The organism is Pantoea sp. BR_17, from assembly GCF_041955125.1.
In the GTDB taxonomy this organism is placed as follows: domain Bacteria; phylum Pseudomonadota; class Gammaproteobacteria; order Enterobacterales; family Enterobacteriaceae; genus Pantoea; species Pantoea stewartii.
Genome location: NZ_JAVAXT010000002.1, coordinates 504,203 through 527,446 on the forward strand (window position 1 = coordinate 504,203; position 23,244 = coordinate 527,446).

At 56.2% G+C, this 23,244-nt stretch carries 29 protein-coding genes and 1 pseudogene; 4 read left to right on the forward strand and 26 right to left on the reverse strand.

Annotated features, from left to right (window positions below; all coding sequences use genetic code 11):
* Genes RAC60_RS05955 through RAC60_RS05965 form a run of 3 tightly spaced genes read right to left on the reverse strand, consistent with a single transcriptional unit; the run spans position 1 to position 932 of the window.
* Positions 1-366, reverse strand: coding sequence for a TIGR03745 family integrating conjugative element membrane protein (locus RAC60_RS05955; protein WP_105091852.1), 366 nt, complete (start codon positions 364-366; stop codon positions 1-3).
* A gap of 12 nt (positions 367-378) precedes the next feature.
* Positions 379-618: a TIGR03758 family integrating conjugative element protein gene (locus tag RAC60_RS05960; protein WP_105091853.1), complete on the reverse strand. Its 240-nt coding sequence runs from the start codon at positions 616-618 to the stop codon at positions 379-381.
* Positions 615-932: an RAQPRD family integrative conjugative element protein gene (locus RAC60_RS05965; protein ID WP_105091854.1), complete on the reverse strand. Its 318-nt coding sequence runs from the start codon at positions 930-932 to the stop codon at positions 615-617. Before RAC60_RS05965 ends, RAC60_RS05960 begins: the two co-directional genes overlap by 4 nt.
* Before the next feature lie 173 nt (positions 933-1,105).
* Here RAC60_RS05965 and RAC60_RS05970 point away from each other — a divergent pair, with 173 nt between their 5' ends.
* The 3 genes from RAC60_RS05970 to RAC60_RS05980 are packed head-to-tail and all read left to right on the forward strand — an operon-like array spanning position 1,106 to position 2,431.
* Positions 1,106-1,567, forward strand: a complete 462-nt coding sequence (locus RAC60_RS05970) for an STM2901 family protein (protein ID WP_375092946.1) — start codon at positions 1,106-1,108, stop codon at positions 1,565-1,567.
* The gene (locus tag RAC60_RS05975) at positions 1,567-1,884 is read left to right on the forward strand and encodes a DUF1493 family protein (protein ID WP_263757090.1); all 318 of its coding nucleotides are present in this window, start codon (positions 1,567-1,569) and stop codon (positions 1,882-1,884) included. The genes RAC60_RS05970 and RAC60_RS05975 overlap by 1 nt, the downstream gene beginning before the upstream one ends.
* Before the next feature lie 34 nt (positions 1,885-1,918).
* On the forward strand, positions 1,919-2,431 hold the full coding sequence (locus tag RAC60_RS05980; protein ID WP_375092948.1) for a GNAT family N-acetyltransferase: 513 nt from the start codon (positions 1,919-1,921) through the stop codon (positions 2,429-2,431).
* Positions 2,432-2,504: 73 nt separating this feature from the next.
* Here the strand turns inward: RAC60_RS05980 and RAC60_RS05985 are convergent, their stop codons facing one another.
* From RAC60_RS05985 to RAC60_RS06025, 9 genes are read right to left on the reverse strand one after another with little or no spacing between them, the layout of a single operon-like run.
* On the reverse strand, positions 2,505-3,266 hold the full coding sequence (locus RAC60_RS05985; RefSeq protein WP_105079561.1) for a TIGR03747 family integrating conjugative element membrane protein: 762 nt from the start codon (positions 3,264-3,266) through the stop codon (positions 2,505-2,507).
* Positions 3,253-5,367, reverse strand: coding sequence for a type IV conjugative transfer system coupling protein TraD (traD, locus tag RAC60_RS05990; RefSeq protein WP_375092950.1), 2,115 nt, complete (start codon positions 5,365-5,367; stop codon positions 3,253-3,255). The genes RAC60_RS05985 and traD overlap by 14 nt, the downstream gene beginning before the upstream one ends.
* 19 nt (positions 5,368-5,386) lie before the next feature.
* Positions 5,387-6,154: a hypothetical protein gene (locus RAC60_RS05995; RefSeq protein ID WP_375092952.1), complete on the reverse strand. Its 768-nt coding sequence runs from the start codon at positions 6,152-6,154 to the stop codon at positions 5,387-5,389.
* Positions 6,155-6,157: 3 nt separating this feature from the next.
* Complete coding sequence (locus RAC60_RS06000) at positions 6,158-6,616, reverse strand: hypothetical protein (RefSeq protein ID WP_375092954.1); 459 nt, start codon at positions 6,614-6,616, stop codon at positions 6,158-6,160.
* 11 nt (positions 6,617-6,627) lie between these two features.
* Positions 6,628-7,260 (reverse strand): restriction endonuclease, encoded by a 633-nt coding sequence (locus RAC60_RS06005; RefSeq protein WP_375093013.1) that lies wholly within the window; start codon positions 7,258-7,260, stop codon positions 6,628-6,630.
* Positions 7,260-7,790, reverse strand: a complete 531-nt coding sequence (locus RAC60_RS06010; RefSeq protein ID WP_375092955.1) for an integrating conjugative element protein — start codon at positions 7,788-7,790, stop codon at positions 7,260-7,262. Before RAC60_RS06010 ends, RAC60_RS06005 begins: the two co-directional genes overlap by 1 nt.
* On the reverse strand, positions 7,787-8,404 hold the full coding sequence (locus RAC60_RS06015; protein WP_375092957.1) for a transglycosylase SLT domain-containing protein: 618 nt from the start codon (positions 8,402-8,404) through the stop codon (positions 7,787-7,789). The genes RAC60_RS06010 and RAC60_RS06015 overlap by 4 nt, the downstream gene beginning before the upstream one ends.
* Positions 8,383-9,096 (reverse strand): TIGR03759 family integrating conjugative element protein, encoded by a 714-nt coding sequence (locus RAC60_RS06020; RefSeq protein WP_054688316.1) that lies wholly within the window; start codon positions 9,094-9,096, stop codon positions 8,383-8,385. The genes RAC60_RS06015 and RAC60_RS06020 overlap by 22 nt, the downstream gene beginning before the upstream one ends.
* Before the next feature lie 11 nt (positions 9,097-9,107).
* Positions 9,108-9,947, reverse strand: a complete 840-nt coding sequence (locus RAC60_RS06025; protein ID WP_375092959.1) for a plasmid transfer protein — start codon at positions 9,945-9,947, stop codon at positions 9,108-9,110.
* Positions 9,948-10,149: 202 nt separating this feature from the next.
* On the opposite strand from RAC60_RS06025, the gene RAC60_RS06030 reads away from it, so the two are divergent.
* Positions 10,150-10,347 (forward strand): hypothetical protein, encoded by a 198-nt coding sequence (locus RAC60_RS06030; protein ID WP_024472528.1) that lies wholly within the window; start codon positions 10,150-10,152, stop codon positions 10,345-10,347.
* A 55-nt stretch (positions 10,348-10,402) separates the two neighbouring features.
* Here the strand turns inward: RAC60_RS06030 and pilV are convergent, their stop codons facing one another.
* From pilV to RAC60_RS06100, 14 genes and pseudogenes are all read right to left on the reverse strand, one after another.
* Positions 10,403-11,836 (reverse strand): shufflon system plasmid conjugative transfer pilus tip adhesin PilV, encoded by a 1,434-nt coding sequence (pilV, locus tag RAC60_RS06035; protein WP_279753245.1) that lies wholly within the window; start codon positions 11,834-11,836, stop codon positions 10,403-10,405.
* Positions 11,837-11,841: 5 nt separating this feature from the next.
* Complete coding sequence (locus RAC60_RS06040; protein ID WP_375092962.1) at positions 11,842-12,525, reverse strand: potassium transporter TrkH; 684 nt, start codon at positions 12,523-12,525, stop codon at positions 11,842-11,844.
* Positions 12,522-13,007, reverse strand: coding sequence for a lytic transglycosylase domain-containing protein (locus tag RAC60_RS06045; RefSeq protein ID WP_014606847.1), 486 nt, complete (start codon positions 13,005-13,007; stop codon positions 12,522-12,524). The genes RAC60_RS06040 and RAC60_RS06045 overlap by 4 nt, the downstream gene beginning before the upstream one ends.
* 4 nt (positions 13,008-13,011) lie before the next feature.
* Positions 13,012-13,602, reverse strand: coding sequence for a type 4 pilus major pilin (locus RAC60_RS06050; RefSeq protein WP_162285952.1), 591 nt, complete (start codon positions 13,600-13,602; stop codon positions 13,012-13,014).
* Positions 13,603-13,611: 9 nt separating this feature from the next.
* Entirely contained in the window at positions 13,612-14,727 is a 1,116-nt protein-coding gene (locus RAC60_RS06055) for a type II secretion system F family protein (protein WP_375092964.1), read from the reverse strand.
* Positions 14,717-16,279 carry a GspE/PulE family protein gene (locus RAC60_RS06060; protein WP_375092966.1) on the reverse strand — a complete coding sequence of 521 codons (1,563 nt, stop codon included), beginning with the start codon at positions 16,277-16,279 and terminating at the stop codon, positions 14,717-14,719. Before RAC60_RS06060 ends, RAC60_RS06055 begins: the two co-directional genes overlap by 11 nt.
* Positions 16,280-16,286: 7 nt before the next feature.
* Complete coding sequence (gene pilP, locus RAC60_RS06065) at positions 16,287-16,790, reverse strand: type IV pilus biogenesis protein PilP (protein WP_375092968.1); 504 nt, start codon at positions 16,788-16,790, stop codon at positions 16,287-16,289.
* The gene (gene pilO2, locus RAC60_RS06070) at positions 16,777-18,060 is read right to left on the reverse strand and encodes a type 4b pilus protein PilO2 (protein ID WP_375092969.1); all 1,284 of its coding nucleotides are present in this window, start codon (positions 18,058-18,060) and stop codon (positions 16,777-16,779) included. Before pilO2 ends, pilP begins: the two co-directional genes overlap by 14 nt.
* Positions 18,061-18,062: 2 nt before the next feature.
* Entirely contained in the window at positions 18,063-19,736 is a 1,674-nt protein-coding gene (locus RAC60_RS06075) for a PilN family type IVB pilus formation outer membrane protein (RefSeq protein ID WP_375092970.1), read from the reverse strand.
* Between the two features lie 10 nt (positions 19,737-19,746).
* The gene (gene pilM / locus RAC60_RS06080; protein WP_019105598.1) at positions 19,747-20,190 is read right to left on the reverse strand and encodes a type IV pilus biogenesis protein PilM; all 444 of its coding nucleotides are present in this window, start codon (positions 20,188-20,190) and stop codon (positions 19,747-19,749) included.
* A gap of 1 nt (position 20,191) precedes the next feature.
* Positions 20,192-21,487 carry a TcpQ domain-containing protein gene (locus RAC60_RS06085; RefSeq protein WP_375092971.1) on the reverse strand — a complete coding sequence of 432 codons (1,296 nt, stop codon included), beginning with the start codon at positions 21,485-21,487 and terminating at the stop codon, positions 20,192-20,194.
* Between the two features lie 229 nt (positions 21,488-21,716).
* A pseudogene (locus RAC60_RS06090) lies at positions 21,717-21,924 on the reverse strand (DUF2213 domain-containing protein); the annotation flags it as partial.
* Between the two features lie 54 nt (positions 21,925-21,978).
* The gene (locus RAC60_RS06095; protein ID WP_375092973.1) at positions 21,979-22,617 is read right to left on the reverse strand and encodes a hypothetical protein; all 639 of its coding nucleotides are present in this window, start codon (positions 22,615-22,617) and stop codon (positions 21,979-21,981) included.
* A 151-nt stretch (positions 22,618-22,768) separates the two neighbouring features.
* Positions 22,769-23,200, reverse strand: a complete 432-nt coding sequence (locus tag RAC60_RS06100) for a DUF29 domain-containing protein (protein WP_375092974.1) — start codon at positions 23,198-23,200, stop codon at positions 22,769-22,771.
* Positions 23,201-23,244: the final 44 nt, after the last annotated feature.

The following is a 23,244-nucleotide window of genomic DNA, read 5'->3' on the forward strand; positions in this document are numbered from 1 at the left end:
TCAGAGAATGTCAGCAGCCTGGGTCGCGAGGTAAATCACCACAAGAATGAGGATGATGCCGACGACGCTGTAAAGAATAAGTTCGGTCCATGTGCCTTTTCCCTTACGCACGTCATGGAAGGCGGTGATGACGGCGTGTGCAACAGCGAGAAAGGCGCCAACGCACACCAGTAGACCTATGCCCAGCCCGCCCATCTTTATGTACCCCATCCCGGCGTTCCAGAGTCCGCCACCGCCGCCCCCGGGTGGCGGCTGTACGGTAGGGAGCCCGGCCCGGGCCTGACCGGCAGCCAGAAACAGTGGCAGAATCAGCAGCGTGGCGCGAAGTCGTGCGGCACGGCAGAGCCTGATAAAACGGGATTTCATAATGGTGTCCTTTCAGTTAAAGAAGAAAAACAGGGTCAGCAGGTACAGGAGAACCAGACGGATAACCAGCTCATTGAACTGCCTGAGTGTGATGGCTCTTGACGCCCATCCCCGGTAACCCTGCACGATGGCCCAGGCAGAGAAGAGCAGGATGACGATGGCGAGCGCGCTCAGGATGAGAATGTTCAGCTGGGAAGGCGTGAGGCCGCCGCCGGTGCCTGCCGCCCAGCCGGAGGTCTGTGCGCCGTTCATCGCCAAGCCGGCTCCTGCGCCCGGTACTGTCCGGTAACCGACGCTGAGCCGCTGTCAGGCTGTGCCCGGGACGGTTCGAGGTAGGTGGAAATACCCTGTTTCATGGTGGCGATATCGCGGGTGGCCTGCTGATAGTCAAAGTAAAAGCGGGCATCCTGATTCTGGTTCGCCACCACGCGGGCGCGGTCAAGGCCCGCCTGAACCTGATCCAGCTGGCGCATAACCAGCGCGAGCTCATCCTTTTCGGAGGCATGGCACACAATTGCCGGCATGACGCAGGCAAGGAGTACAATGAAGGGGGGTAAACGGCGCATGTATGGCTCTCCCGGATAACAGATGACGGTGAGAGTGACGCAACCGCGCCCGCCTGACAGCAGTAAAATCTTTATGGATTTCTGAAAATAAAAGCAGATTGTTTCTGGCGAAAACCGCACCGGCTGGGCGATGATTAATTAAACAATGCATTCATATCCGGAGCTGAAGGCACATGGACACGACCGAAGAGCTTAATGGCACGTATTTTTATGGCGGATACAGCAATGTTACTCACGTCCAGCTGTTCTGGCTTGTAGGCGTACAGGTGGTGAGTGAGCATCTCGGACTCGCGGCGACCGACGCGGCACTGGTTCTGGCGGGACAACCCCTCATCCCCACCCGTGCAAAACCCGGAAGCGCAACCAAAGGCACATCAGTCGCCTCTCTGGCTTCCCGATACCTTCTGAATTACCGTTTTCCAAAAGGCATGTTACTGCCGACACTCAACGGCAAAACCATCAGTCAGTTGCACGTTAGCTGGACCAACCATCTGGGGGCGTTTGTTGGCCGGAATGTCCCGTGGCTGGGCTGGATAATGACGTTTACCACGGTCTACCACATCTTTAACGATATACGCAGCACCTACAACCGTGTTGCCCGGCCGGAACACCGCATCCAATGGACCTATTTTTAATGGACACCCTGAGCGAAGAAATCATTACCTTTGTGAGAGAAAACTATGCCCGCCGTCGCTTTATCTTCTGGGGTGAACGCCTGCCAGTTACGGCAGAAACCCGCATTCGGGATGACCTGAAGCTGACTATAGAGACGGCCGAAGCGATGATGAAGGAGTATTTTGAGCGCTGGAGTGTTCACAGTCAGGGCTTCAACATCAGAAATTATTTCCACCCCGAGTTGCCAGGAACGAGAGACGTACCTGACCCTCACAAACCACTGACCGTCAGCATGCTGATTGAGTCGGCCCGGGCTGGCCACTGGCTTTTCCAGTAAGGCGAAACAGTCACCCTTTGTCAGGAATAAATGAATGACTTTAATTCTGCGCGAAGCAAGACAGTCTGATGTTTCGCTCCTGAGTGAGCTGGGTGTCAGTACATACAACCATCATTTTAAACAATACTGGACCCACAGAGAGGAACTGGACGAATTCCTTAAGCAGGAATATTCGTTACAGGTCATCGAAAGCAGCCTTACTGACCCTTCCGCAGGCTGGTATGTAGTCGAGACGTCGGCTCCGATCGGATTTGTTAAAGTCATATGGCGATGCAATATTCCGGGAACGTCGTTAAATGGCACTCTTCTGAAAAAACTCTACCTTTCAGAAGGCTCAACCGGGAAAAACTACGGTCAACTCATATTTAATGAAGTTGCTGAGATGGCCAAAGAAAGAGGTAGTGATTTTCTGTGGCTTGAGGTCCTTAAAGAAAATACCCGTGCGCGCAGATTTTATGAAAGGCAGGGAATGACGTTTATCAGGGATAATTTCTATAACACTGCTACCCAAAATGTCACGGTGCATGTACTGGGCATGAACCTCTGAATCCTCTTTTTAGCCATAAAAAAGGCCTGCAGCAGCGCAGGCCCTCCGGGCATATTCCCCGCAAGCACACACATCACAGATACTTTTTGAACGACGCCGTCACAACAGCCAGTACGCCACCAACCAGCAGCGCAGAGGGCAGCAAAAACAGATTTGGCCAGACTGCGGTAGGCCATGCCAGATACAGCATGCAGGGCCCGTAAAGCGCAGGCTTGACGAAGCGTTTTGCGTGGTGATAGACAAAACTTGATTCGTAGCCTGCCCCGTAGCGACGCAGGTCACGCCTGACCAGTCCCTCAACGATGCCTGTGATGATGACAAGCCCGAACAGCGGGATGCTGAGAAACAGGATCATCACGCGGATAAAGAAGATCAGCGTCACCCAGAGCGTGGCCTGCAGGTACTCTCCAAGCCTGCTGATGAGGGATGCGCCGAAGCCGTTCAGCGCCGGAATGAGGCCGCTGCCTTTCCGGCTCGTTTCCCTGAAAGAGGCCAGCCAGTGACTGAATCCGCTGTCCACAAAAAGCCAGTGCCAGGCGGCCTGAACCCATCGGGTGATGGTTTCCACCGGCGTGGCCATCAGCAGGCTTCGGGTATATCCCGAAGACAGCCAGTGGCTCTCGGCCAGCATCACCTGATAGCTGTGCGTGGCACCCTCGTCCGGCCAGAGGAACGTCATACACGCATATTCAACACCCAGGCTGACGAACAGTGAACCAATCAGGATGCCGATGAGGCTCAGCGGCATGTCCCACAGCAGCAGCGTAAAAGGACCCGGGTGTCTGTGTTTCGCGGGAGCGCTCTGTCGCGCGCTTCCGCCGTCATTCTGAGACATGAAGGCCTCCCGGAATACCGGCGTCGCCACCCGTCCACCAGGATTCGCCGCTGTGGTAATTCTTCTCCATCGTGTCAGCCAGCTGTTTCAGGCTCGCCGGCATAAAGCGGTCACTGTCGTCACTGACCGGCAGCGGCATACGAATTTTCCACAGTCTTCCGCCTTCCAGCAGGGCAAAGGCCTGACCTTTAGGCAGATTAATGATGTCAGAGGGGCTTATCATCGGCACCTTAACCAGCGTCACCTGATCGTTAACATTACTGTTGAAGTCCGTGCCTTCACCCGGGCGGGAGACGTCGGTCACACCAGACGTCAGGGTCTTCTGGTACACCCCCACTTCAGGTAACTGATCGGTCATCAGCATGGCCGTATTTTTTTCGCGAACCCTAAGCATTACCAGCGAGTTAAAGTTACCGATGACCTGGCTGGCTTTGGCCGCATTCCCGATGCGGGCCTCAATGTCGGACAGCGTCTGCGTGTAGGCCGTAACCTGAAAGCCGGCACCGCCCCCCTTGTTGATGAGCGGGATAAACTCATCGCCCATCAGCTCGTTAAACTCGTCGCAGTGCAGGTTGATGACGGTCTTACCGGCTTTTTTGTCACCCTCATCGCCCAGACCAAACTTATAGATATGGCCACCTTCAGAGACCAGGTCGGCAAACATGCTGTTACCCACGGCGGCGGCCACAACCGGGTCAGACAGTGCATCGAGGCCGACATAAACCACGCCGCGAGACTTGATGATATTGTGCCAGTCGAGTATCGGACGTGGGTCGCTGAGATCGTTGTAATCAGGTGCCAGCAGCGCGGCCGTCTTGCCGGTTGTGAGCTTTTCCAGCAGCGGCAGCAGCGACGCCACGATTTTGTCGAAGTACGTACGGTCATACTGCACCGCACTGCGAAGGCCATCGAGAACCGGGTCCCAGAGCTTTTTACCCTCAGGACTGCCAAGCACCTGCTCTAACGCCCAGATTTTCTTGCCGTTCTCCCGCCCCTGGAGGTGTCGGGGCAAATCTCTGTCTGCTAACGGGAGCGCTATCTTAGCCTGCATCGAAGCGACCAGCTCTGGAGCCTTTTCGCTAAGCAAATTATCGACATAAGTTTCATACAACTCGCCAATGTTGGTGACGTATCGCAGGATCAGGCTGTAATCCGGACGCTGGCCAAGGGCGACCAGCGCACGGGTGATTATGTTAACGAACCGCCATGCAAACTCTCGGAAGGCGGCAGAGTTACCCTCGCCGGAGAGCTGACCCGCGACGCGCGACGCCACCTCGGAGATACGGCTGAAGCGACCCACGGCGTTATAGCGGGCACTGATGTCCGGCCACCCCAGGTGGAAAACCCAGAAGTTATCCTGACGGCCGGCGCGGTGCGATTCGGCATACATACGCCGGAGCAGGTCTGCATCGCCTTTGGGATCGAAAACGATAACTACCTCAAATTCGCCGGCGGCGTTGCGCCTGCGGATATCCTGCGTAATAAGCAGCTCAGCCAGGCGGGTTTTACCGACGCGGGTGGTGCCCATGACCAGCATATGGCCCACGCGCTCGCCCAGGTCAGACATAACGTTGACCTCATCAGGCTCAACCCCGTGATAAACGGAACTTCCGCCGACCGGCGGCAGCGGCCGGAACGGATTTAAGGCAGAGTCGGCCGACGTCAGCCGGCACAGCCACGGCAGGCTGTACTCCATCTTTTTTTCCAGCTCGCGGGCCATACGGTACATGACCGAAGGCTGGACGTAGATTTCGCATTCAGGACGGCGGGCCTCCATCAGCCTCTGCGTGTGCCGGGGGGACCACTGAAACCCCTTACCGAGGAACAGGAGCCGGCGGCTGACCGGTATCTGGTCACTGGTCAGTGCATAGCGGGAAAGGCGGCGTATATTACGGCGGTAGCGCAGTATTTTTAATCCCTGAGAGGTGCGTTTCAGGGCCAGCACGCCAAAGCCGGCGGCGGTTACCCAGCTCACCGAGGGCGCCAGCGCGACTGACCAGGGCGCCGTCAGGCAGATGAAGGTGGCACTACCGGCCACGGTTGCCGAATACAGCTCGACGGCGGGACGGAGCAGCGACTCCATGACGTAACGATCGCTCATGCTAAAGACCCCTGTCGGTTTATCTGAACAGCCTGCTGAAAAGTCCCTGACGCCTGCCTTTGTCAGCGGGCGCGTTTCGCCAGGTACGAAGTTCATGCAGGAGTTGCCAGCCTTCAGCAGGTTGTTTTATCTCCCCTGAGGCTTTTAGCCAGTGAACCAGAGGATGACTGAGCAGCTCCGCACTCACGTCCAGTGAGGGGAAATAAAGTGATGAGGAGTAGATGTCCGTTTTCCAGCCGGGATTATCAGCCCTGCTGAGGTGGACATGACTGACGCCGGTTTCAGCATACAGTCCCAGCGGCCTGTGCAGGGCCAGCTCGTCACGCAGCGCGAGGTAAACTGCCAGCAATTGCTCATCAAATTCGTAATGATTCAGATGCACACCATGGAGATACGCTTTTTCCTGATCATGGAAAAAGAATCGTGCCAGACCGCTGCGATGATTACCGTCGGCACCGATATACCAGTCAATACCGTCATAGCTGTTGTAATACATGGACGGCTTCTTAGCTGACGTCTCAGAGTAATAGCCCGGATTTCGTTCAAGCATAGGGATATTACGGTCCATGCGTTTGCCCCGGTGCAGGAACTCATGCCAGCTAAGCCCCTGGTAATCCGGATGTGCCGTGCCTTTAATACAAAATACGTTAATACTGCCCGCGTCGGTCCAGTAATGGCGTTTAAGAAATCCTCCGTGAAGACGTACGCGGCTGTCGTCCCAGACGCCGATTTTTTCACCTGCCCAGTGCGGCGGATTTGCGTCAATTTTCGATAGAAATTCGCTCATGGCTCAGCCTCTTTGCTTGTCTTTTACATCACCACCGCGACCCGGCCCGACATGAACGATTTCCCGTCTTAATAAACGGTCGCGCATTCTCGAAAATTCGCGGTTATATTCGCGACGCAAAAACAGCAGCATGTCGATCTGGAGACTCAGAAGGATTAACACCGGCCACATCTCAGGAAACTGATGGATTATCTTTAACAGCCCGCTGCAGGCGCTACCCAGGGTAAACACCGGACTGACAAACAAAAGAACCGGAACTGCCATCGTGAGGAGGGTCAGGATTGCGGAGAGGAACATTAATGGCCAGAGGAACACGGGCTTCAGCAGGTACATCAACAGCAGGAAAATATAATTTAGCAGGCTAAGAAAAAGGAGGAACAGGGATTTGAATGCACGCCCTGCGTTCAGTGACTGCAGCACGTTAATGGCAGCGACCGGGACGGTTCTGAAGAAAATACGCATAAAAGACTACCTCAATGGCGGGATGAAGGGCCGCTGAAACCGGACTGCAGCTTCAGGTGATGAACGTTGTCGGGGAAATCCAGCCAGCACCGGTCGCCGGCAAGCAGCTGAAGCAGACGCTTGCCGCTGATGAGCGTGACATTTGGCCAGCATCTGAAGGCTTCACGACTGACTTCACCCGTGCGCCCGGTATGGATGAAGAGCCCACTGCACGCTTCCTTACGGGCCAGCTCTCCGAATGCAACAACGTGTTGTGCGTTGATCGTGGCACCGTAGCGCTTCGCCTGAATCAGCCAGCGCTGGCCGGCTATCCAGACCTGACCGTCCATGCCGCCGTCTCCGCTGTAGCTGGCGTTGCGTTTGATATGAAATCCCTGGCGGGATAGTGCAGTCAGCAGCATCTCCTCAAACACATAGGGATTCATTTTTCGCAGCCAGACCATGCGGGCAGCATCGTCACGCAACTGCGGGAGGCGGGAGAGTGCTGATGCTGCGCGTTTCTGATAAAGGCGATGGCGACGGCCACTGGCGCTCCTGAGACAGAAAGGAGAAAGCAGGGACACCAGAACGAGGGCGAGCGCCACAGCAACCGCAACCTTTAACGGATGTCTCCTTACCAGCTCCGCAATAACAGACACCGGTATCACTGTGACAGCCCTTTTTCAGTAATGAGCACGGGGTAATGAGCCAGATGCAGGCGGCGCGCAAGGTCACCGCCGCTGACCGGCACCATTTCAGTGGACGGCGCCAGCGCTCGTAGGGCGCTCAGAGCAGCCGCGTCTTTCACGCTCACGACCATGCCCGTGGCATGCATCTGACTGAGCGCTGCCGCATGCTGTGAAAGCCACTGTTTTGAAAGGCTGTCGTCACCCACAACAAACACCGGCGGCATACCTGAAAGCTCAAGCGGCTGAGGTGATACCGGGCCCGGGCTCATTTCCGGTGTGCTGACGGGCAGCATGTCGGATATGGACAGCGACTCTGGCGGTGCTGCCGGCACAGAGGGTGCACCGGCAACAGCATCTTTGTCAGCGTTAATGGCATCAAAGTACGGCGCTGTGGACTCACCGCCCAGGTCACCGATCACAACCAGCGCCGCGCTGGCCCCCGTGACGACGGAGAGCAGGCACGCGCTGAACAGAGCATTCCGGATAATGCAGTTGAGTTTCATCATTTCGGTTCGATCCAGGTAAGGGTGTTACTGGCGAGCTCGACCGGCGTGACAGACTGTGCACCGGATGACACCGGGGCAATCTGGCCAAGCTTGCGGCGAACGATGGCAATGTAGGTCTGCGCCTCTTTACCGCCGGCCGGATGGTGATAACAGCCAGCCGCGTTTAACCAGCTGCCGGGGCGGGTTTCGTAACAGGCGCGAAGTATGCGGGCGGCGGCACGAAGGTTGAGATAAGGGTCAAAGGCGTCGCGGTAGGTCGGAAAAAAATGCCCGTTCCAGCCCAGGTTGACCTGAGCCACGCCGACATCGATGTTCTTCAGTGGCCAGCGCTGCATGAACCCCAGCAGCGCGGTGAAGGCCGCTTCACGCGTTTCATAGTGATAACCCCGACCGGCAACGTTGATCGTCCACGGCCAGGGTTTTGTACCCCAGGCGGTTTTGCGGGTGCTCTCCGCCATGGCCAGCGAATAAAGCGACTCTGCCGGCACGCGTTCTGCTGCCGCTATCTGCCGGTAGGCATCCGGAATGACCTGGCGCCTTTCAGACGCACTGCAGGCGCAGCTGACAAGGCAGACCAAAACAGCCGCCTTTTTCAGTACGCCGCGACCTGCCATCCGGTCTCCCCCTGCTGCAGAATGACCGGCATCTGCCCCATGCCGTACCTGAACCACAGGCCATTGTCGTGATTGAGCGTTATCTGCCGGCTGCGGACTTTTTCTACCGGAATGTTGTGCTTAACGGCCCAGGCACGCAGGCCGTCATCGCTGTCGATGCCGACCAGATACAGGTCGACGGGACGGTTATCAGCCAGCACGGCAGCCAGACGCGCATCACAACGTGAGCAGTTCTCCTTCAGGAACAGCGCAAGGCGACCCTGCGTGTCGTGCGCAATGCCGGCCGCGTTGGCGCCCATGTTTACCGCCAGCGTTTCCGGATAGAGGCGAAGCCAGGCGGCGTTGACTTCCCGCTGGAAAGCCAGCTCCTTCTCGGTTCGCTGATATTCGTGTTTGACCCATAACTCAGCCAGTCGGCGACGTTCCGCGCTGTTATCGGTTTCCACACCGAGCGCCGTGAGCGGGTCCAGCCCCGGTGACATGATCCCACGCTCGCCTTTCATCAGGGTCTGATAACGACTCCAGTCGCTGGCAGAAAGGCCCCACTGCTGGGCCTGCTGCTGTGTATTCTGCTGTGATGAACTGTTTTCCTGAATCGGCGCAACAGTGCTGTGCATTTCATAATTCGGCGGCAAAGCGGCCAGCGCCCATAAAGGCAGTAATATGAGTGTTACAGTCAGTGTTTTTCTCATGATTTGTCCTTTTACTGAACCTGAAGACGAACGGCACTGCCGTTAACGCTGAACAGCGCCGCGTTGCCCTCAAGCGCACGCAGGGTCCAGCCCATAAAGCCGTCCCCCGGTGAGAGCAGGCGCATTGAGGAAATCACGGTGACACCACGGGGAATGACAACGGCGAAGGTCTGGCCGCCGCGACGCTCGATGCCGGTCAGCTCAAACGGTGCAGCCGGCATCACCGCGTGCCGGACTGACCGTTTGGCCTTTTTTGGTGAGGAAACAGCCTTCTGAAACGACTGCGGCTTAGCCTTTTCCGGCTCAGGGGCTTTTGGCGTGGGCACCGCCTGCTGTTTCAGCGTCTCGATGGCTGAGGCCGACGTCTGAACCTCCTGACGAAGCTGTCGTAACTGTTGCTGCAGTTGTTCAACAGACTGCTGATCGGAAAGGCTGGCATCGCTGAGCTGATTCACACGGGTGCTGAGTTTCAGCTGTTCAGTCGACATCGAGGTGACTTTGTCCTGCACCGGCGCAAGCGCTGACACCTGTTTTTCCAGCGTTTTCAGCTTTTCCTGCATGATGGTAACGTTCGAAGACAGCTGGCCAATCTCGCCGCTGCGGAAAGCGGCATCCAGAGTGTTAACCCGGATAGTCAGGTTCGACACGCGTACAAGCAGTACCGCTGATGTCGTCAGGGTGCCGAGGAGAGCGATAACCACAATGGCAGCACAACCCTGACGCAACCGTCGCCGTATGTCGGGCGGCCGTTTTTCAGATGCTGGCGAAGAAACAACGGACTCATCTGTTGTGACGCTGGCCCCCGATACGGGCGCAACCAGTTCATCAGGTGAGGCATGGGAAAGTGACATCGGTGAATTCCTTATGGCTGCACAGCAGAACGGCCATAAGGTGCAAAATTAACGCAGCACTGGCGATGATTAACTCATCAGCCGCTTTCAAAGATTTATGAATCCGTTACAGGCTACTCAGGAGATTTAAATCTGACTGACGCAGCTTTACGGAATTTTTTGCAGGATAGCTCCGGTTGTTCAACAGCGAGGAGGAAGACACATGAAAGCGGGATTCCGTTTTGCAGCTCTGTGTATGTTTGTCACCTTTACCGCAATGGCCAGAGACATTCCGCATGTAAAGCCGCTGCCCTGGCACCGCAGCGGCTATACCGGCCATTCAGGTATAGCCGACACGGCAGAAACGCCTGACGAACACATCAGAGAAGAGCAACCCCGGGTGTCCCGGTCAGCAGTATGAAACTCAGACCGCCAGAGGGCGGTCTTTTATTGCTCGCCCGTTCTGTATAGAGACATCACTGGTAAATGAAGCCGCTGAAGGCGCCCGGTGAACATCCGTATTCAGGTAAGGGGTTGGAAACGATACTGAAGCTGGTATTAGCCGGCACCTCAAAACTGATAAACCCCATTTTTGCCCAGCCCGGATTATTATCGTGCGCCTGTGCAACATACTTACCTCCGGAGTAGCCAGTAAGATCGTAAGTGTTAGTGCAGTCACCACCATCCCCCACTTCTCTGTGGACAGTCGGGGAGCCGCCTGTAGCATAAACGGTAATGGTATAAGGCTGGCCGTTATAGCCATTATACTGCCCCGTGATATAACCCAGGTCAGCGTACTGGCCGGTTGATTTCATACCCACCCATTTACCATCTTTGCAGGAGAGTATGCCGCCACTCCAGTCGCGGCTGACCAGACCGTTTGGCCCGCATCCCGCACCGGGACTGTTTACCCCGTCAAGCTGAAGGACATCCCCCGTGGAGAGCCGGCCGTTTGACCTGACCGTTCCGCCCTGTAGCTGGCCGCCGGTGTAAATGCTCTTATCGTTAACGGCGCGAACCCAGTCGTTATCCGACATGTAAAAACCGCCACCGTGCGCTTCATCCAGCCAGCCTTTACCGTCGCGGGTGATAAGCCAGCCACTGTTACTGCGAATATCGCCGTTCGCCGTGATGTTGCTGCCGGCAGACATGTTGCCGCGTGCGTTAACGTCCTGACCCGTTACGGTGCCGTTCGCCGTGACGTTGCTGCTGAAATTGCCATTTGCCGCGTTCACATTGCCCGTATTGTTCAGGTCATTTCCGCCCATATCGATGCTGGTATGCATGGTGTTGAGGTCAGGTTTGCCGTTCACCGCAAACCGGTATAACCGGTCACTCTCTGCCCGTGAGGCGCCCAAATCATCCGTGGTCAGAAGTGCCGCGATATGGCCGGGCGTGGTGTTTGCGTTAAAGGTCTGGAGAGGGGCCGACCAGCCCCCCCGGGCGCCGGTGACGGTGCCGGCTGTATTGATGTAGCCGCCCATTCCTGAGTTGATGCTGACAGCAATCTGATCCATGGCCATAAAAGGCAGTGGATTCCCGTTCTGCGTGTAAACCAGCGCCTGCAACTGATTATTCTGGGACGGATTTCGCACTACATTGGCCAGATACTGCTGCCCATAATCGTTATTTTCATTGAATCCCTGCTCCAGAAATCCCGTGTTTTTCAACATGGACGGCGTCACGGTGACTGGCGCGGTCGACAGCAGGGTATCGTAATAGCGGCCCGTATAGCTTTTGACCGCCTGGGTAAAACGCGAGGCCTGCGTGGCGCTCCTGAGCCAGTTCTGTCTTGCGTTCCAGTCCTGAATCAGTGAACTCCCCCAGGTTGTAATATAAACCAGAACGATAAGCGCAGCGCCCACACTGAGTAGTGCCCAGCCCCGATCGTGACATTTTTGTGTTGGCATGATGTTCACCAGGTAATAAGGGGCTGATAGAGCTGAAAGAGCGTTACCATTACAGCGCCGGCTGCCAGCCAGGGGCCTAATGGTCCGCCCTCAGAAGCGCGGCGAGACTGTAACTGCCACATCGCAAATAGCATGACACCAATGCCGACGGCATGAAAACCGCTGAACCCCAGCCAGGCGCAGACGGCACCACTCATCCACACATCACCCATTGCCGGATTTTCTCTCCCTCCCTTGAGCAGACTGATGTAGCGCAGACCGCCGGTAATGACCAGCATGGTGGTCGCCGCCACAATATGTGAAAGCAGAGATGACAGAGCGGATACGGAAGCATCTGTCAACGGCTGCCAGAGCGAAGCCATCAGACCAGCCATCAGGCACTTGACCGTCACGGAACGTGGCAGCAGTCCGGTGAGTGCATCGGTCAGGGTCAGCCTGAACAGGAACAGGATAAAAAAGAACCATGGCAGACGAGCGGAAAGTGGAGACAGCACAGTTAGGGTCGCGGCCGTTGCAAATAACCAGCACACAGCCGATTCGGTGACATCCTGATCAACAGTGACTGAAGGGTACAAAGACAATTTCAGGTCTGCGCGAACGCGGGCGGCCATCAGACACAGCAAAAAAAGAAACAATGGAAAAAGGCCCGCAGCGAACTGCCAGGGCATACTCAGGGTCAGCAGTATCACAGTTTTATTCCCCGCTCTTTTAACAGCAGTTTTTTATAAATGGCATACACGCGGTTGGCGTAGGACTCGCGGGTTTCGTGCCGGTCTTTTCGAAATCCTGCGTTGTACGAACCAAGGCAGTTCCAGCTGATGCCACAGACCTGAAAATGGGTGGCCAGAATCCAGGTGCCTATCTGCACGTTGAGGCAGGGTTTTGTCAGCAGATCCTGCGGGCTGCTGATAAAGCCCTTTGCGATAAGCGACGGAATATGGGTTGAGTTCACCTGCATCAGTCCGTAATCCGTGCTGAGTGCCCGCCCTGTGCGCGCATCACGATTTATGTGTGTAATACCCGCGTGCAGGCTGCTCTCACCGGTTGCTATCGCCTGAATCAGAAGCGGGTCGATGTGGTATTTTGCGCCCGCTGCGTCAAAACAAAACGCGTGCGCGCGGGCGCAGAACAGAACCATTAGCATCAACACGATCAGCACAGTACGAGGCATGACATCAGCCGTTGTGCGTGAAGACCAGTGTGTTATTGCCGGTCCGGCCGCTGTCTGCGGTACAGGCCTGACCGATCGCCTCAGAGCTCACCTGACCGCTGCTGAAATCGGTACTGTTGATGGCCATTGAGCTGGAGGAGCCTGCAGAAGCCATGCGGGTGGCAATGTCAATGCAGCCGGCCTGCGTCACGCTCTGGGTCGTCACTGAGAATCCATTGTTATAACCATTGCTGTTTGCCACCGGCGCCATGACCACCTGTCCACCATAGCTGTTGGTGAGCGTCGCGGTGCCGGATGAGGCTGTCCCGTGCACGGTAAAGCCGGATGGTGCGCCGCCTTTCTGGATCAGGAAGCCAGTCATAGAGGCGCCGCTGCTGAAGTCATAGCCGTTAGGTCCTTTTAGTGCCGTCCCGTTGCTCATCATAGTCTGCAGGCTGGACACCTCCGTTGTGGAGTCTTTGGCAGTGAACAGCTTCCAGACGCCCCCCAAAACCACTGTGATGACAATGGCATAAAGAAGGCCGATGGCACCCTGTTCCATAAATCCCCAGCCCCGATCAGGGTGCTTTCCTGCAGTATTGTTTAAAAAAGACATGGTGCGTCCTCAGTGAAGGTTAAGTGAGCCGGAGTCCTGGATCTGCATGACCATCATGATGATCAGCGCGAAGAACCCCATAATCAGAAGCATGGATAAAAGACGGGTTACATTAGCCCTGCGGGCCACCCGCCTGAGGGTCTGTGTCAGCCAGCGGTCGGCATAGTTGCTGATAAGCTCAGCGGCACCGTCTCCGTCGTCAAGCAGTGACAGGTAGTTCACGGCCTCGCGGCTAGGGAAGTCGTAACCACTTTTGCGCAGCGCCATACCGAGTGAGTTGCCTTCACTCATCTCGTCCATCGCCGCATCAAGGCGCTCCTGCAGCCAGGGCGGCGCGAAGCTGTGCAGCAGTTGCATGGCTTCAAGCTCATGCACGCCGGCCCCAAGAAGGGCACCGGTGTTCATCAGAAAGACCGCACCCTGCAAATCTTTATAGAGAGACCAGGGCATAATGCTGTCAGCAAGACGACGAATTCTGCCGCGCCACCGGGGAAGGGACCACAGGCTGGCCACAACCAGAGCAGCACCGGAGATTGCCGCGGCAGGTCCCCACTGTTCTGTCCAGTCAGAAAGCCCCTTCATGAACCCGAGAGCCCCGCTCCAGCTGGCCGGATCAGACATTCTGCTCAGCATCGGGACGAGGGACAGGTTATTGACCCCGAGCAGACCGCCGCCCAGCACGAGCAGAACCAGCGGGTAAACCGATGCAAACACGACCTGACCGAAGATCTGCTCACGGGCATTGATGAGTTTGTCTGCCTGCATCAGGGCAACGGGAATATTGCCCGTCTTCATCCCGGCACTGATCAGCGCGGCCTCTTCGTAGGGCACCCATACCGCCAGCACATCCGCCAGAGTCCGGCCTGGCGAGTTATCCCGGAGCCCCTCAAGGCAGTCTTCGGTGAGTTCAAGGAAGGGATGCCATTTCTCACCGAAACTGGTGTGCACCTCGCCAATCATTTTCAGCGAGGTCTCAAGATGCTTTCTGTTTTCCAGCAGAAAACGCATGTTTTCATAGAAGACCTGCCGGTGTGAGCCGGTGAAGGTCAGCCTGACGGCGTGATAGCGGCATTTTTCAAAAAGGGACAAGTCCCGCTCAGTGCGAAAGCGCAGATTACGCGACATTGGGAACCTCGCAGCGCATCAGCTCGTCTTCGTCCAGTGGACAGACCAGGTCACCTTCAAGCGGGTCAACGCGCCCCTCAGCAAGGTAGCGCAGAAGGTGCATCACGCGGGTGATGCCGCCTTTATTCACCCAATACTGACGGGCCACGGCCGCTCCCTGACTGAGCCACAACTGCATCATCATCGCGTCAGTGCGGACGACTTCCACCACGGCAGTTCGGCCAGTGATGCCTTTGCTGACCACGCGCTTCGTGACCGGGATGACTTTGCGGCAGCGGTCGCAGCCTTCCGTATTGCGGAAAAAAAGCTGCTCAGGACGACAGCCCCCCTTCACGATGCAGTATTTTTCCAGACGCTCGCGGGTATCGGTGTCCAGCTCAGGTAATTTGTCTGCCCAGGAGATTTTGCAGTTGTCACACAGCACCGGCACCAGACGCTGACCAATCAGCCCGGTGATAAGGGACGCATCGGCCAGCAGCTGTCGCTTGATGCCAAAATGCTCCATGCGACTCAGGGCGCCGATAGCGCTGAGCGTGTGCTGGGTAGACATGAAAATATGCCCCGTTTCGGTGCCGTAAATGCCCGCCATAATGGAATAGAAGTCCCGCATTTCACCGTTCAGGATGGCGTCGGGATCGAGACGCAACGCCGAGGCGTTGGCGTTATTCCAGGCACGGCTGATGGCTTCCGGCGTGTTGTCATCGGGCATAACCGGCGTCTGGATTGCGCCGGGGATAAGGCCTTCTGGCGGGTTTTCCAGTGTCAGCAGGCGCTTTTTACCGCCGGTGAGCGTCAGCCAGATATCGCTTAACACGCGAAGGGTGGCGCTTTTTCCTGCACCGGTCGGCCCGGTCACCAGCACCATGCCAGACGGCAGGCGAAGGATCTGCGTGATGATTTTGATCTGCTCAGCAAGAAAACCCAGCTGCGGCAGTGTGGGAATGTTTTTGCTGTCATCGGGGATCATGCGCATGACCAGGTATAGGCCGTCCGGCGTAGGGCGGTGTTCGTACCGGGCTCCGAAAAGGCCGGCCTGACGCGCAAATTTTGAACTCACACGCCCCGACTGCTCGCGCCCCGCGACAAATGACTGTTCGCGCACGTCGCACATGGAAATATACACAGTGGATGCCAGCGTTGTGCCTTCCTCATCGGTCAGCTCGTCAATCACCTCAAGCTCGCCGTGGATGCGCAGCTGAATGACGGTGAGTTTGCGGTCGGCGCTGATTTCCATATGAATATCTGACGCATTCAGTTCGTTCGCCAGGCGGAAATAGCTAAGCACTTTATCCTGTGAGCGGCTGAAGTCCTTTGTGCTCAGGTCATCCTCTGTCACGTCCGGGCCCAGTGCGGCGGCGTTTTCACGACGCTGGTTCAGCTCACTGAGCGAAACAAATTCGGTTCTGGCACCCGGATACTGTTTCGCCGAGTCCATCGCCCAGCGCTGAATGGCCGGGTCCTGGCGGCGGTTTTTATCGATAAGCAGCGTCACGCCCAGAACAGGGTGGTGCTCGGCGAACACAAAGTCTGCGATTTCCTTAGCCGGTATCATCTTCACCTCAGAATGAAAGTTCGGTGTCGTCACTGAGACGCACCACGGTTTCGGTTACGGCCGTCACGCGCTTAGACGTACCGGGGACAGGGTCGCCTTTGACCACTTCAGCGATACCACCGCTCGGCAACAGCAGGCGGGCACGGAGCTGGCCGGGCTTACCGTAAATCTCGACCAGCCGGATGCCGGCTGACTTAGCAGCCGCTGAACTGCTCTCTTTCACCTGTGCAGATGATGCCGGCATCTGACCTGCTGACGGGTAAGAGGAGAGCGGCGGAACGACGGCTGACAGCGCTGGCCCAGAGGTGACAGGCGCCAGGCTCTCACGCAGCTGCTGCTGCAGTCGCGCCGTCTGTACCCTCTGCTCGAGCAACAGGTTTTGCGCCTGAGCAGATTCCAGCTCGCCCAGGGTGACGTTGGGCGGAAGAGAGCCGCTGTCTGCTGCCTGAGCGTGATGCATCAGCGTCCATGACAGCAGCAGACAAATAACTGCAGGGCTATTTCTGCGCATAAACGCTCCCCTTAATGGTGTAATTGAACTTCGCCTGCTCGTTCATGGTGATGGCCACGCTCGTCAGACGAATCCCCGTCGCATCCAGCCCCTGAAACAGCAGCTCGGGTTGCAGGCGGGAGTTGATGATGAAGGTGAATTCCCGCCAGTCCTGCGGTGCTGTTTTCATTTCCTGCCCGGGGGCGAGAACAGGCGGCTTAACTTCATCAAACTTCACATCAATGTTTCGCCGCTGCAGATGAGAGATAAAGCGCATCAGAAGAGCATCAGCACCAGGCAGCTTTTCGTCTTCAAACTGCGCAGGGCTAACTCTGGCAGGGATAAACACATCCCCGTTTTTGCCGCCTTCCTGAAGGTTGAAGACCGCATCGAGGCCAAACAACTCTTTGACGCGTCTGGCAAAATCGCTCACCGTCGCGCCCGGCGTGGCGGTGTAGCGCAAGCGGATGCCCTTCGGAATGCATTCCGCATCTGAAACGCGCCAGCCGGCAACAGAGGCGTACAGCGGTTCACGCGTCAGCCAGCAGAAGCTGAGCATCACAGGCACCGGCAACTGATGCGCCCAGGGATGCGGCGCTGAGGCAGGCAGCACAGGTTTTGCCGGCGTCATGGCAAGTCGTGCGCGGAATGCGGCTTCATCGGCGGCCTGTCTCGCCCGTTCGCTGAGGGTGTCGCGAGCATACCAGCCGGCGCCCAGCAGTATAATGAGCAGCAAAGAAGGAAGCGCGAGCGCGACCGGGGCCACGCGGCGGTGTAAGCGGCAGCGTCTGAGCTGCGTTCTGGTCAGGCGCGACGTGAAGGAAAGCGCATCGGTGCCGTCTTCAGCCCTGGCGGCGCAGCGGAGTTCACCTGACTCATTGAAAAGCAGAAAGTTTTCAGCCGCTGCCTCCACGTCAGCCCGGGTGCCGGTCACGTCGCCCATAACGGACAGGTGACCGTTGCTGACCGCAAAAAACACCCAGCATTCCTGCTCACTGCTCAGCCGGTATATACCCCAGGCATTGCCGCCTTCGCAGAGCTGAAACGCCACGGCCAGTGAATACACGCCACTGCGGGTCCGGCCCGGCGAAACGTTACCCACCAGGGTATGCGGGCGACTCCCCTGAATCCGGTAATGCGTATCCGCAGCCCTGACGCCGTGGCGGAGCCACTGAATGCCTGAAGAAGCCTTTTCCCATTCCATACCGGCAACCCATTCCCGGCGGTTTTTTCTGTCCCTGACAGTTACGCCGTTGTTGAGATGAAGTGATGCTTTCTTATTGATTTTCATCGTTATTGCCCCAGTAAAACCGGCGTAATCATAATGATGAGCGTGGAACGGCTCTTCGCGCCGCTCTGACCGCCGCCCAGAAGATAATTTTCAGGCGAAAAGGTGCCCTGCTTGTTGGAGGAGGCGTTCTGTTGATCTGAGCCGGTAAGTACCAGCGTCTGACCCGCGCGAAGGTTGACCTTGCGCGCAAGGCCTTCGGTGGCGGTATTAGCGACGTCGTTACGGGTATTGCCGTCCCTGCTGATAAAACTCTTGATATCGGGCGGTGTGGTGTAGCTGTAGGCAAACTGAAGCTGGATATCGCCATTTGCCTGCACAAAAGGCAGCATGGTAATGAAGAGGCCGGTAGTAATACTGGATACGCTCTGACTGGAAGTAACCCCTACGTTTGCCACTGCCGTGGAGCTGGAGCTGTTGAGCATCCCGGTATTGTTGGATAACTGGTAAGCCACCGGTGTCAGGTTAGCCGTCGGGTCGGTCTGGTTCAGGGCCATCGTGACCGTACCTTGCTGCTCAAGCGCTCTGATCATGAGCTGCGATCCGGAAAATCTTTCAGCCCCTCCAGTCGCGCTGTTCAGGATGGACAGACCAAAACTGCCCGCATTGGCCGGGGCACCGGTAAAGGTACTGCCAATACTCGCGCCCAGGCCGGAAACCGTTTTGGCAACCAGACCCCAGTCCAGACCCCGATCGACGTTTTTGGTCTGGGTGAAACGGACTATCTGCAGTGTCAGCTGTACCTGACGGTGCAGGACCTGATTCTGGTAATCAATGTAACGGCCGACCCTGTCCAGTACATCAGGCGTGTCCGTCACGCTGAGCGTGCCGGTAGCGTCAGACAGCCAGTAGCGGCCGCTTTTTGGCGTGAGTATCTGCTCGACTGTTTTGCGGATATCGTTATAGAGGTCGCTGTTCATGCCGTAGTTGGTTTTCTGATTCGAACTGACGTCGCCTTTGGTGCCGCCATTTCCGCTCTGGTTGCCCAACTGAGCACCCGCACCGGAGTTAATAGACGCGGAGCTGTCGACTTTGGTATTGAGAATGGCAAGCTGAAAGGTGCGCGTGTCCTGAATAAAGAAATCCACACGCCCCGTTGTGCGGCGAACGGAGAGGCCCAGCGTACTGGCGGCAATGTTCAGGGCTTCCTGCGCATCGCCCTGAAACCGCGTCCCCTGGAACAGGACCGGTTCAGACGTCGACATGACAGCAGGCTGCGCCGGCATACCCATCTGTGCCAGCGGCACCCGACCATTGTCATCCGGTGCCGGAAGACGGCCGCTCATCTGTGACGTGACGACGCTGCCACCTGCGGACTGCAGCAGCGCAGCAGATACCTCCGGCGAGATGTAAACCCGAAAGCCACAGATTGCATTAATGCGGCTGGCGATCTGCGGCAGTGTCAGCCCTTCGGGGCTGTTAAAAAATACCTGGCAAGATGGCATTTTGACGTCGTCCGGCGCCGTAATAGCTGACTGAATGGGTTTCAGGTTTACCCAGGGCTTGTCCGCCCACACCACAGCCGGCTGCGACATATCCAGGCGGCTTTGCAGTATCCGCTGCGCTGTGTCGCCCTGCGTATTGTTGTCTTTTTCAATGGTGGCCACGTCTCTGACCGAGCACGCAGAGAGCAGCACGGCAATGGTCAGCAGCGTCAGTTTTAATGGGGTGCGCGACATCCGCTGCTCCTCAGTTAAGGTAAACAATGCTCCCCTCCGTCACGCCGGACGGAAGGGAAAGATTCATATCAGTGCCGTCATACATGCGCAGCCGACCCCCCGAAACGGTCAAAGCCAGCGCGGATGTTGTCGACTGATTACGGAGCGCGGCATAAACGCCCGGCGTATCAGCGACCCACACCCACAGCCTGCCGTTCTGGATGACACTCTGAACCCGTGAATCAGGGGGCGGCATCATGCCGGTCGCCGCCGGCGAAACCGGTCCGTCACCCACTGAGCGGCCATGCCGCCAGTCGTTCACCGCATCTGCCGTTCGCAGCATGTCGGTGGCAAGCCGGGCGGGCGCGGCCACGGTCACTGACTGCGTGACAATGTCAGAATTACGGCGCTGGGCGTCACTGGCCATCAGCCCGAAGAACATGGCCAGCGCGATTATCGGCAGGGCAAAACCCATTTCAGCGCCCTCCGGGCATGGGGATGTCGCTGACGGACACCAGGCACTGAATGCGGTTGGCTTCGGCAAACAGCGGCTTTTCAGCGTGGCGGTACAAGTCAAATACCTGCACCAGAACCGACTCGAAATTGCCGTGAAACACCAGAGGGGCATCGATGCGGTAATCAAGCGTAACGGGCCAGATCAGGACCCAGTTACCGCCATTGGCGCAGGGCGCTTTTTCCGTCCATGCGGTGAGCGCCTCTTTAAGCGTGGTGCCCGGCTCAGCCCGCCAGGTCTGACCCGTGGCAGGCGGCGTTACCGGTGTACCCGTCGAATAAGTGGGTACGATGCGGCTGTCCGCAGCGGGTGCCGGTGTGACAGCCGTGGACGGCTGCTGATGCACGACTGCAAACGCTTTCGGCACGGCATTCACTGTAGTCAGGGGTAACGCTTTGGTTTTGACGGCTGTCGGCGTAGTGACGACGGGATTCTGTTGCGCGGTGGTGTGCGCAGCAGCTGCAGTTCCCGCTGAAGCTAAAGAGGCCGGCTTCTGTGAAGAGACCGGTAAACTGCCTGAGGTTACTGACGACTGACTCTGCTGCAGTACCGGCGAGGGAACGCTGAGGCTCTGCGGTTTAAGCCCTGAGGGCGTGACCACATCTCCGGTGAAAGGGTTTCTGGCAAGCCCGGATGCAGGCGTCTGTACTGATACGACTTTAGTCTGCACAACCGGAGCTGCGTATGGCCTGGTGACCGGGGCGCTGACCGCAGGGCGAATGGCCGGAAAGCTGGCAGCCGGCGCTGAAAAGCTGCGGTACTGGTCGCGGAGCTCGAAGCAGACTTCGCGATTTACTTCGTCCACCTTCAGACGCCAGGCGGGACCCGCGACAACCTGAAGCGCTTCACTGAGCTTCAGCGGGCCGATGGTGCGCTGAACGGCGGGCAGCGGACGGCTGAGCAGTTCAGAAAACGCAGCGGTCGTTGCTGAACACAGTGAATAGCCTGACTCCAGCAGCAGATAGCGGAATCCTTCTCCGACCGTGCTGACCAGCTGCGCCGGCATAGTGATATCGACAACCTGATTCAGCGGGTCCAGCTGCGCATCGGCAGGGCGGGTGCTGACAAGGGTATAGCGATCGTAGCGCACCACCTCAGGCGAGCGGTTGCGGTAGATATCATCAAACCGGGCCGGTGTGCGGCTGCGGGAATACACCGATGCGTTGTCTGTCGCGGCTGCATTCACACAGCCTGCCAGCATCACAGTGCAGGCAATGATGCCGGCGCGTTTTGCGGCCTGTCCGGAAGGTACTGCCATCAGGTTCCACCCCAGGAATAGTCTTAATCAGGACTGCTATTCTGGCTTTGAGGGAAAAACGGACAACGTAAAACTCTGAGTGGGATTTGAAGAAAAAGGAAAGAGGACCTTTACACCAGATCGCTCATTTATCCATGAGGAGGAAATAAAGCAACTGCTGACAAAATGATGCAGGTAAAACACTATAGCAGTTTTTTACAGTGCGAAAGTCCCTTGCAGATACGTTCTATCCATCAACCTTCGAATATCCCAGCGGCAGCGGGTTGCGTCCAGTGTGTTGAACACCTCCCAAAATTTTTGTTACCGGGTACATTCAACTTCCGGTTTCTCACGATATCGTCGACAACGGGCGTGACAACTTGAACCACAATGTTGTTTGCAACTGATAGTTCAGTAGTGATGTTCGAAGCGGTGTTAACCACTGTCAGTACATTAATTCGACTGCGCTTCGTGAGTTATCCTTATTGTTGGATTAGACATAAAAAAGGTGCTTATGCGGCTAAGATGTTTTCAAATATTTTTATACGGTCATTGATTTCAATTAAATGAGCGTCATATTCTTCGGGGCTTCTGGCTTCGCTAGATCCATAAAGCCAATCGGCAAGATTTAGATGCTCACCGCTATGCATATAATGACTTAACTCATCGGCGAAGTATTGATTAGGCACAATTATCGAGTGGGCATTGTGTATGTTGAGTTGGTTTGCATTCAACCGCCACTCTCTTTCCCATGTAAAGTTAACACCTTGATTATTAAATAAATTTTCTTTAATGGGGTCATATGTTACGTGACGCCAGTGAAGTTCTTTTGGTAAAGACAAACCCTCATCATAAGTCTGATAGATAACGTGCCTGCCACCCAACTCAAAAATGAATGATTTACTAAAAGCAAAGCCAAACTGGGTATATCGTGATGACTGATGTCTTTGTACTTCTAAAGGTGACTCAGTAAAACAAACGCTTTTCAGTTTTCTGAAAGTGTCTTTGTCTGACGCATTGATATAGCCATCCAAAACAATTTTCTTCATTACTTCGAAAGCACATTCATCAGCCCTTTTTTTGTCTTTTCCTTCGTATTCTGTTTTTATCCAATGAAATACGTCATCAGAATAATCGCTATGATTGTGCATAAATGAAATCCTCCTTTAGTCAATTTATCGACTGTAAGATTCCATAGTTTACTTGAAATGGTCAATTCAGCAGATAAAAAAAGCGCCATGAAGAATGGCGCTCGGTATCGTAGACGTACTTATAAGACAGGATCATCCTTGCAGGACAAATTCAGTCCGGAAAGAAATCATTGGTCATTGCCTGTTCGAGAGACCATGGGTTTTCGTTGGGAAACACACTCTCATCCATGCCTGTTTCACGGGCGGCTGAGAGTATGGCGTCACCATAGGCATCCCTGGCAAGCTCATCCAGGTCATGTTTGAGGCTCGGGCTTTTGGACAGACGACGTTCGATTTTTCTGCGCTGCTCTGCGACAGTCAGTTGCCAGCTTCTGCCTCTGTGGGATGGCTGATATTTCCATTTAAGCAGATGTAGAAACAGCACTTCCAGCCGGGATTCCAGCTCGTTACGCTGACTGTTACCCATACTTTCGATTTCCTCAAGAAGGTTCACAGTGTCCAGCTGAGCAAGCTTCCCTGAGCGCAGTAAATCTGCCTGTTCCCGGGTCCAGCCATAAAAGTCACTGTTATAACTGTTTGTCATAATCCCCCCTGAACGTCGACTACAGATAGTCTTCTGAGTCTGTC

Excerpts from the sequence above, each read along its gene's own strand:
- RAC60_RS06100 (WP_375092974.1), bottom strand. The coding sequence starts at position 23,200 with ATGACAAACAGTTATAACAGTGACTTTTATGGCTGGACCCGGGAACAG.
- RAC60_RS06050 (WP_162285952.1), bottom strand. The coding sequence starts at position 13,602 with ATGTCTTTTTTAAACAATACTGCAGGAAAGCACCCTGATCGGGGCTGG.
- RAC60_RS06015 (WP_375092957.1), bottom strand. The coding sequence starts at position 8,404 with ATGGCAGGTCGCGGCGTACTGAAAAAGGCGGCTGTTTTGGTCTGCCTT.
- RAC60_RS05975 (WP_263757090.1), top strand. The coding sequence starts at position 1,567 with ATGGACACCCTGAGCGAAGAAATCATTACCTTTGTGAGAGAAAACTAT.
- RAC60_RS06025 (WP_375092959.1), bottom strand. The coding sequence starts at position 9,947 with ATGTCACTTTCCCATGCCTCACCTGATGAACTGGTTGCGCCCGTATCG.
- traD (WP_375092950.1), bottom strand. The coding sequence starts at position 5,367 with ATGAGCGATCGTTACGTCATGGAGTCGCTGCTCCGTCCCGCCGTCGAG.
- RAC60_RS06020 (WP_054688316.1), bottom strand. The coding sequence starts at position 9,096 with ATGAGAAAAACACTGACTGTAACACTCATATTACTGCCTTTATGGGCG.
- RAC60_RS06000 (WP_375092954.1), bottom strand. The coding sequence starts at position 6,616 with ATGCGTATTTTCTTCAGAACCGTCCCGGTCGCTGCCATTAACGTGCTG.
- RAC60_RS06060 (WP_375092966.1), bottom strand. The coding sequence starts at position 16,279 with ATGATACCGGCTAAGGAAATCGCAGACTTTGTGTTCGCCGAGCACCAC.
- RAC60_RS06055 (WP_375092964.1), bottom strand. The coding sequence starts at position 14,727 with ATGTCGCGTAATCTGCGCTTTCGCACTGAGCGGGACTTGTCCCTTTTT.
- RAC60_RS06045 (WP_014606847.1), bottom strand. The coding sequence starts at position 13,007 with ATGCCTCGTACTGTGCTGATCGTGTTGATGCTAATGGTTCTGTTCTGC.
- RAC60_RS05960 (WP_105091853.1), bottom strand. The coding sequence starts at position 618 with ATGAACGGCGCACAGACCTCCGGCTGGGCGGCAGGCACCGGCGGCGGC.
- RAC60_RS05995 (WP_375092952.1), bottom strand. The coding sequence starts at position 6,154 with ATGAGCGAATTTCTATCGAAAATTGACGCAAATCCGCCGCACTGGGCA.
- RAC60_RS06095 (WP_375092973.1), bottom strand. The coding sequence starts at position 22,617 with ATGCACAATCATAGCGATTATTCTGATGACGTATTTCATTGGATAAAA.
- RAC60_RS06075 (WP_375092970.1), bottom strand. The coding sequence starts at position 19,736 with ATGTCGCGCACCCCATTAAAACTGACGCTGCTGACCATTGCCGTGCTG.
- RAC60_RS05985 (WP_105079561.1), bottom strand. The coding sequence starts at position 3,266 with ATGTCTCAGAATGACGGCGGAAGCGCGCGACAGAGCGCTCCCGCGAAA.
- pilP (WP_375092968.1), bottom strand. The coding sequence starts at position 16,790 with ATGCGCAGAAATAGCCCTGCAGTTATTTGTCTGCTGCTGTCATGGACG.
- RAC60_RS06085 (WP_375092971.1), bottom strand. The coding sequence starts at position 21,487 with ATGGCAGTACCTTCCGGACAGGCCGCAAAACGCGCCGGCATCATTGCC.
- pilM (WP_019105598.1), bottom strand. The coding sequence starts at position 20,190 with ATGGGTTTTGCCCTGCCGATAATCGCGCTGGCCATGTTCTTCGGGCTG.
- pilO2 (WP_375092969.1), bottom strand. The coding sequence starts at position 18,060 with ATGAAAATCAATAAGAAAGCATCACTTCATCTCAACAACGGCGTAACT.
- RAC60_RS05965 (WP_105091854.1), bottom strand. The coding sequence starts at position 932 with ATGCGCCGTTTACCCCCCTTCATTGTACTCCTTGCCTGCGTCATGCCG.
- RAC60_RS05980 (WP_375092948.1), top strand. The coding sequence starts at position 1,919 with ATGACTTTAATTCTGCGCGAAGCAAGACAGTCTGATGTTTCGCTCCTG.
- RAC60_RS06010 (WP_375092955.1), bottom strand. The coding sequence starts at position 7,790 with ATGATGAAACTCAACTGCATTATCCGGAATGCTCTGTTCAGCGCGTGC.
- RAC60_RS05970 (WP_375092946.1), top strand. The coding sequence starts at position 1,106 with ATGGACACGACCGAAGAGCTTAATGGCACGTATTTTTATGGCGGATAC.
- RAC60_RS05955 (WP_105091852.1), bottom strand. The coding sequence starts at position 366 with ATGAAATCCCGTTTTATCAGGCTCTGCCGTGCCGCACGACTTCGCGCC.
- RAC60_RS06030 (WP_024472528.1), top strand. The coding sequence starts at position 10,150 with ATGAAAGCGGGATTCCGTTTTGCAGCTCTGTGTATGTTTGTCACCTTT.
- pilV (WP_279753245.1), bottom strand. The coding sequence starts at position 11,836 with ATGCCAACACAAAAATGTCACGATCGGGGCTGGGCACTACTCAGTGTG.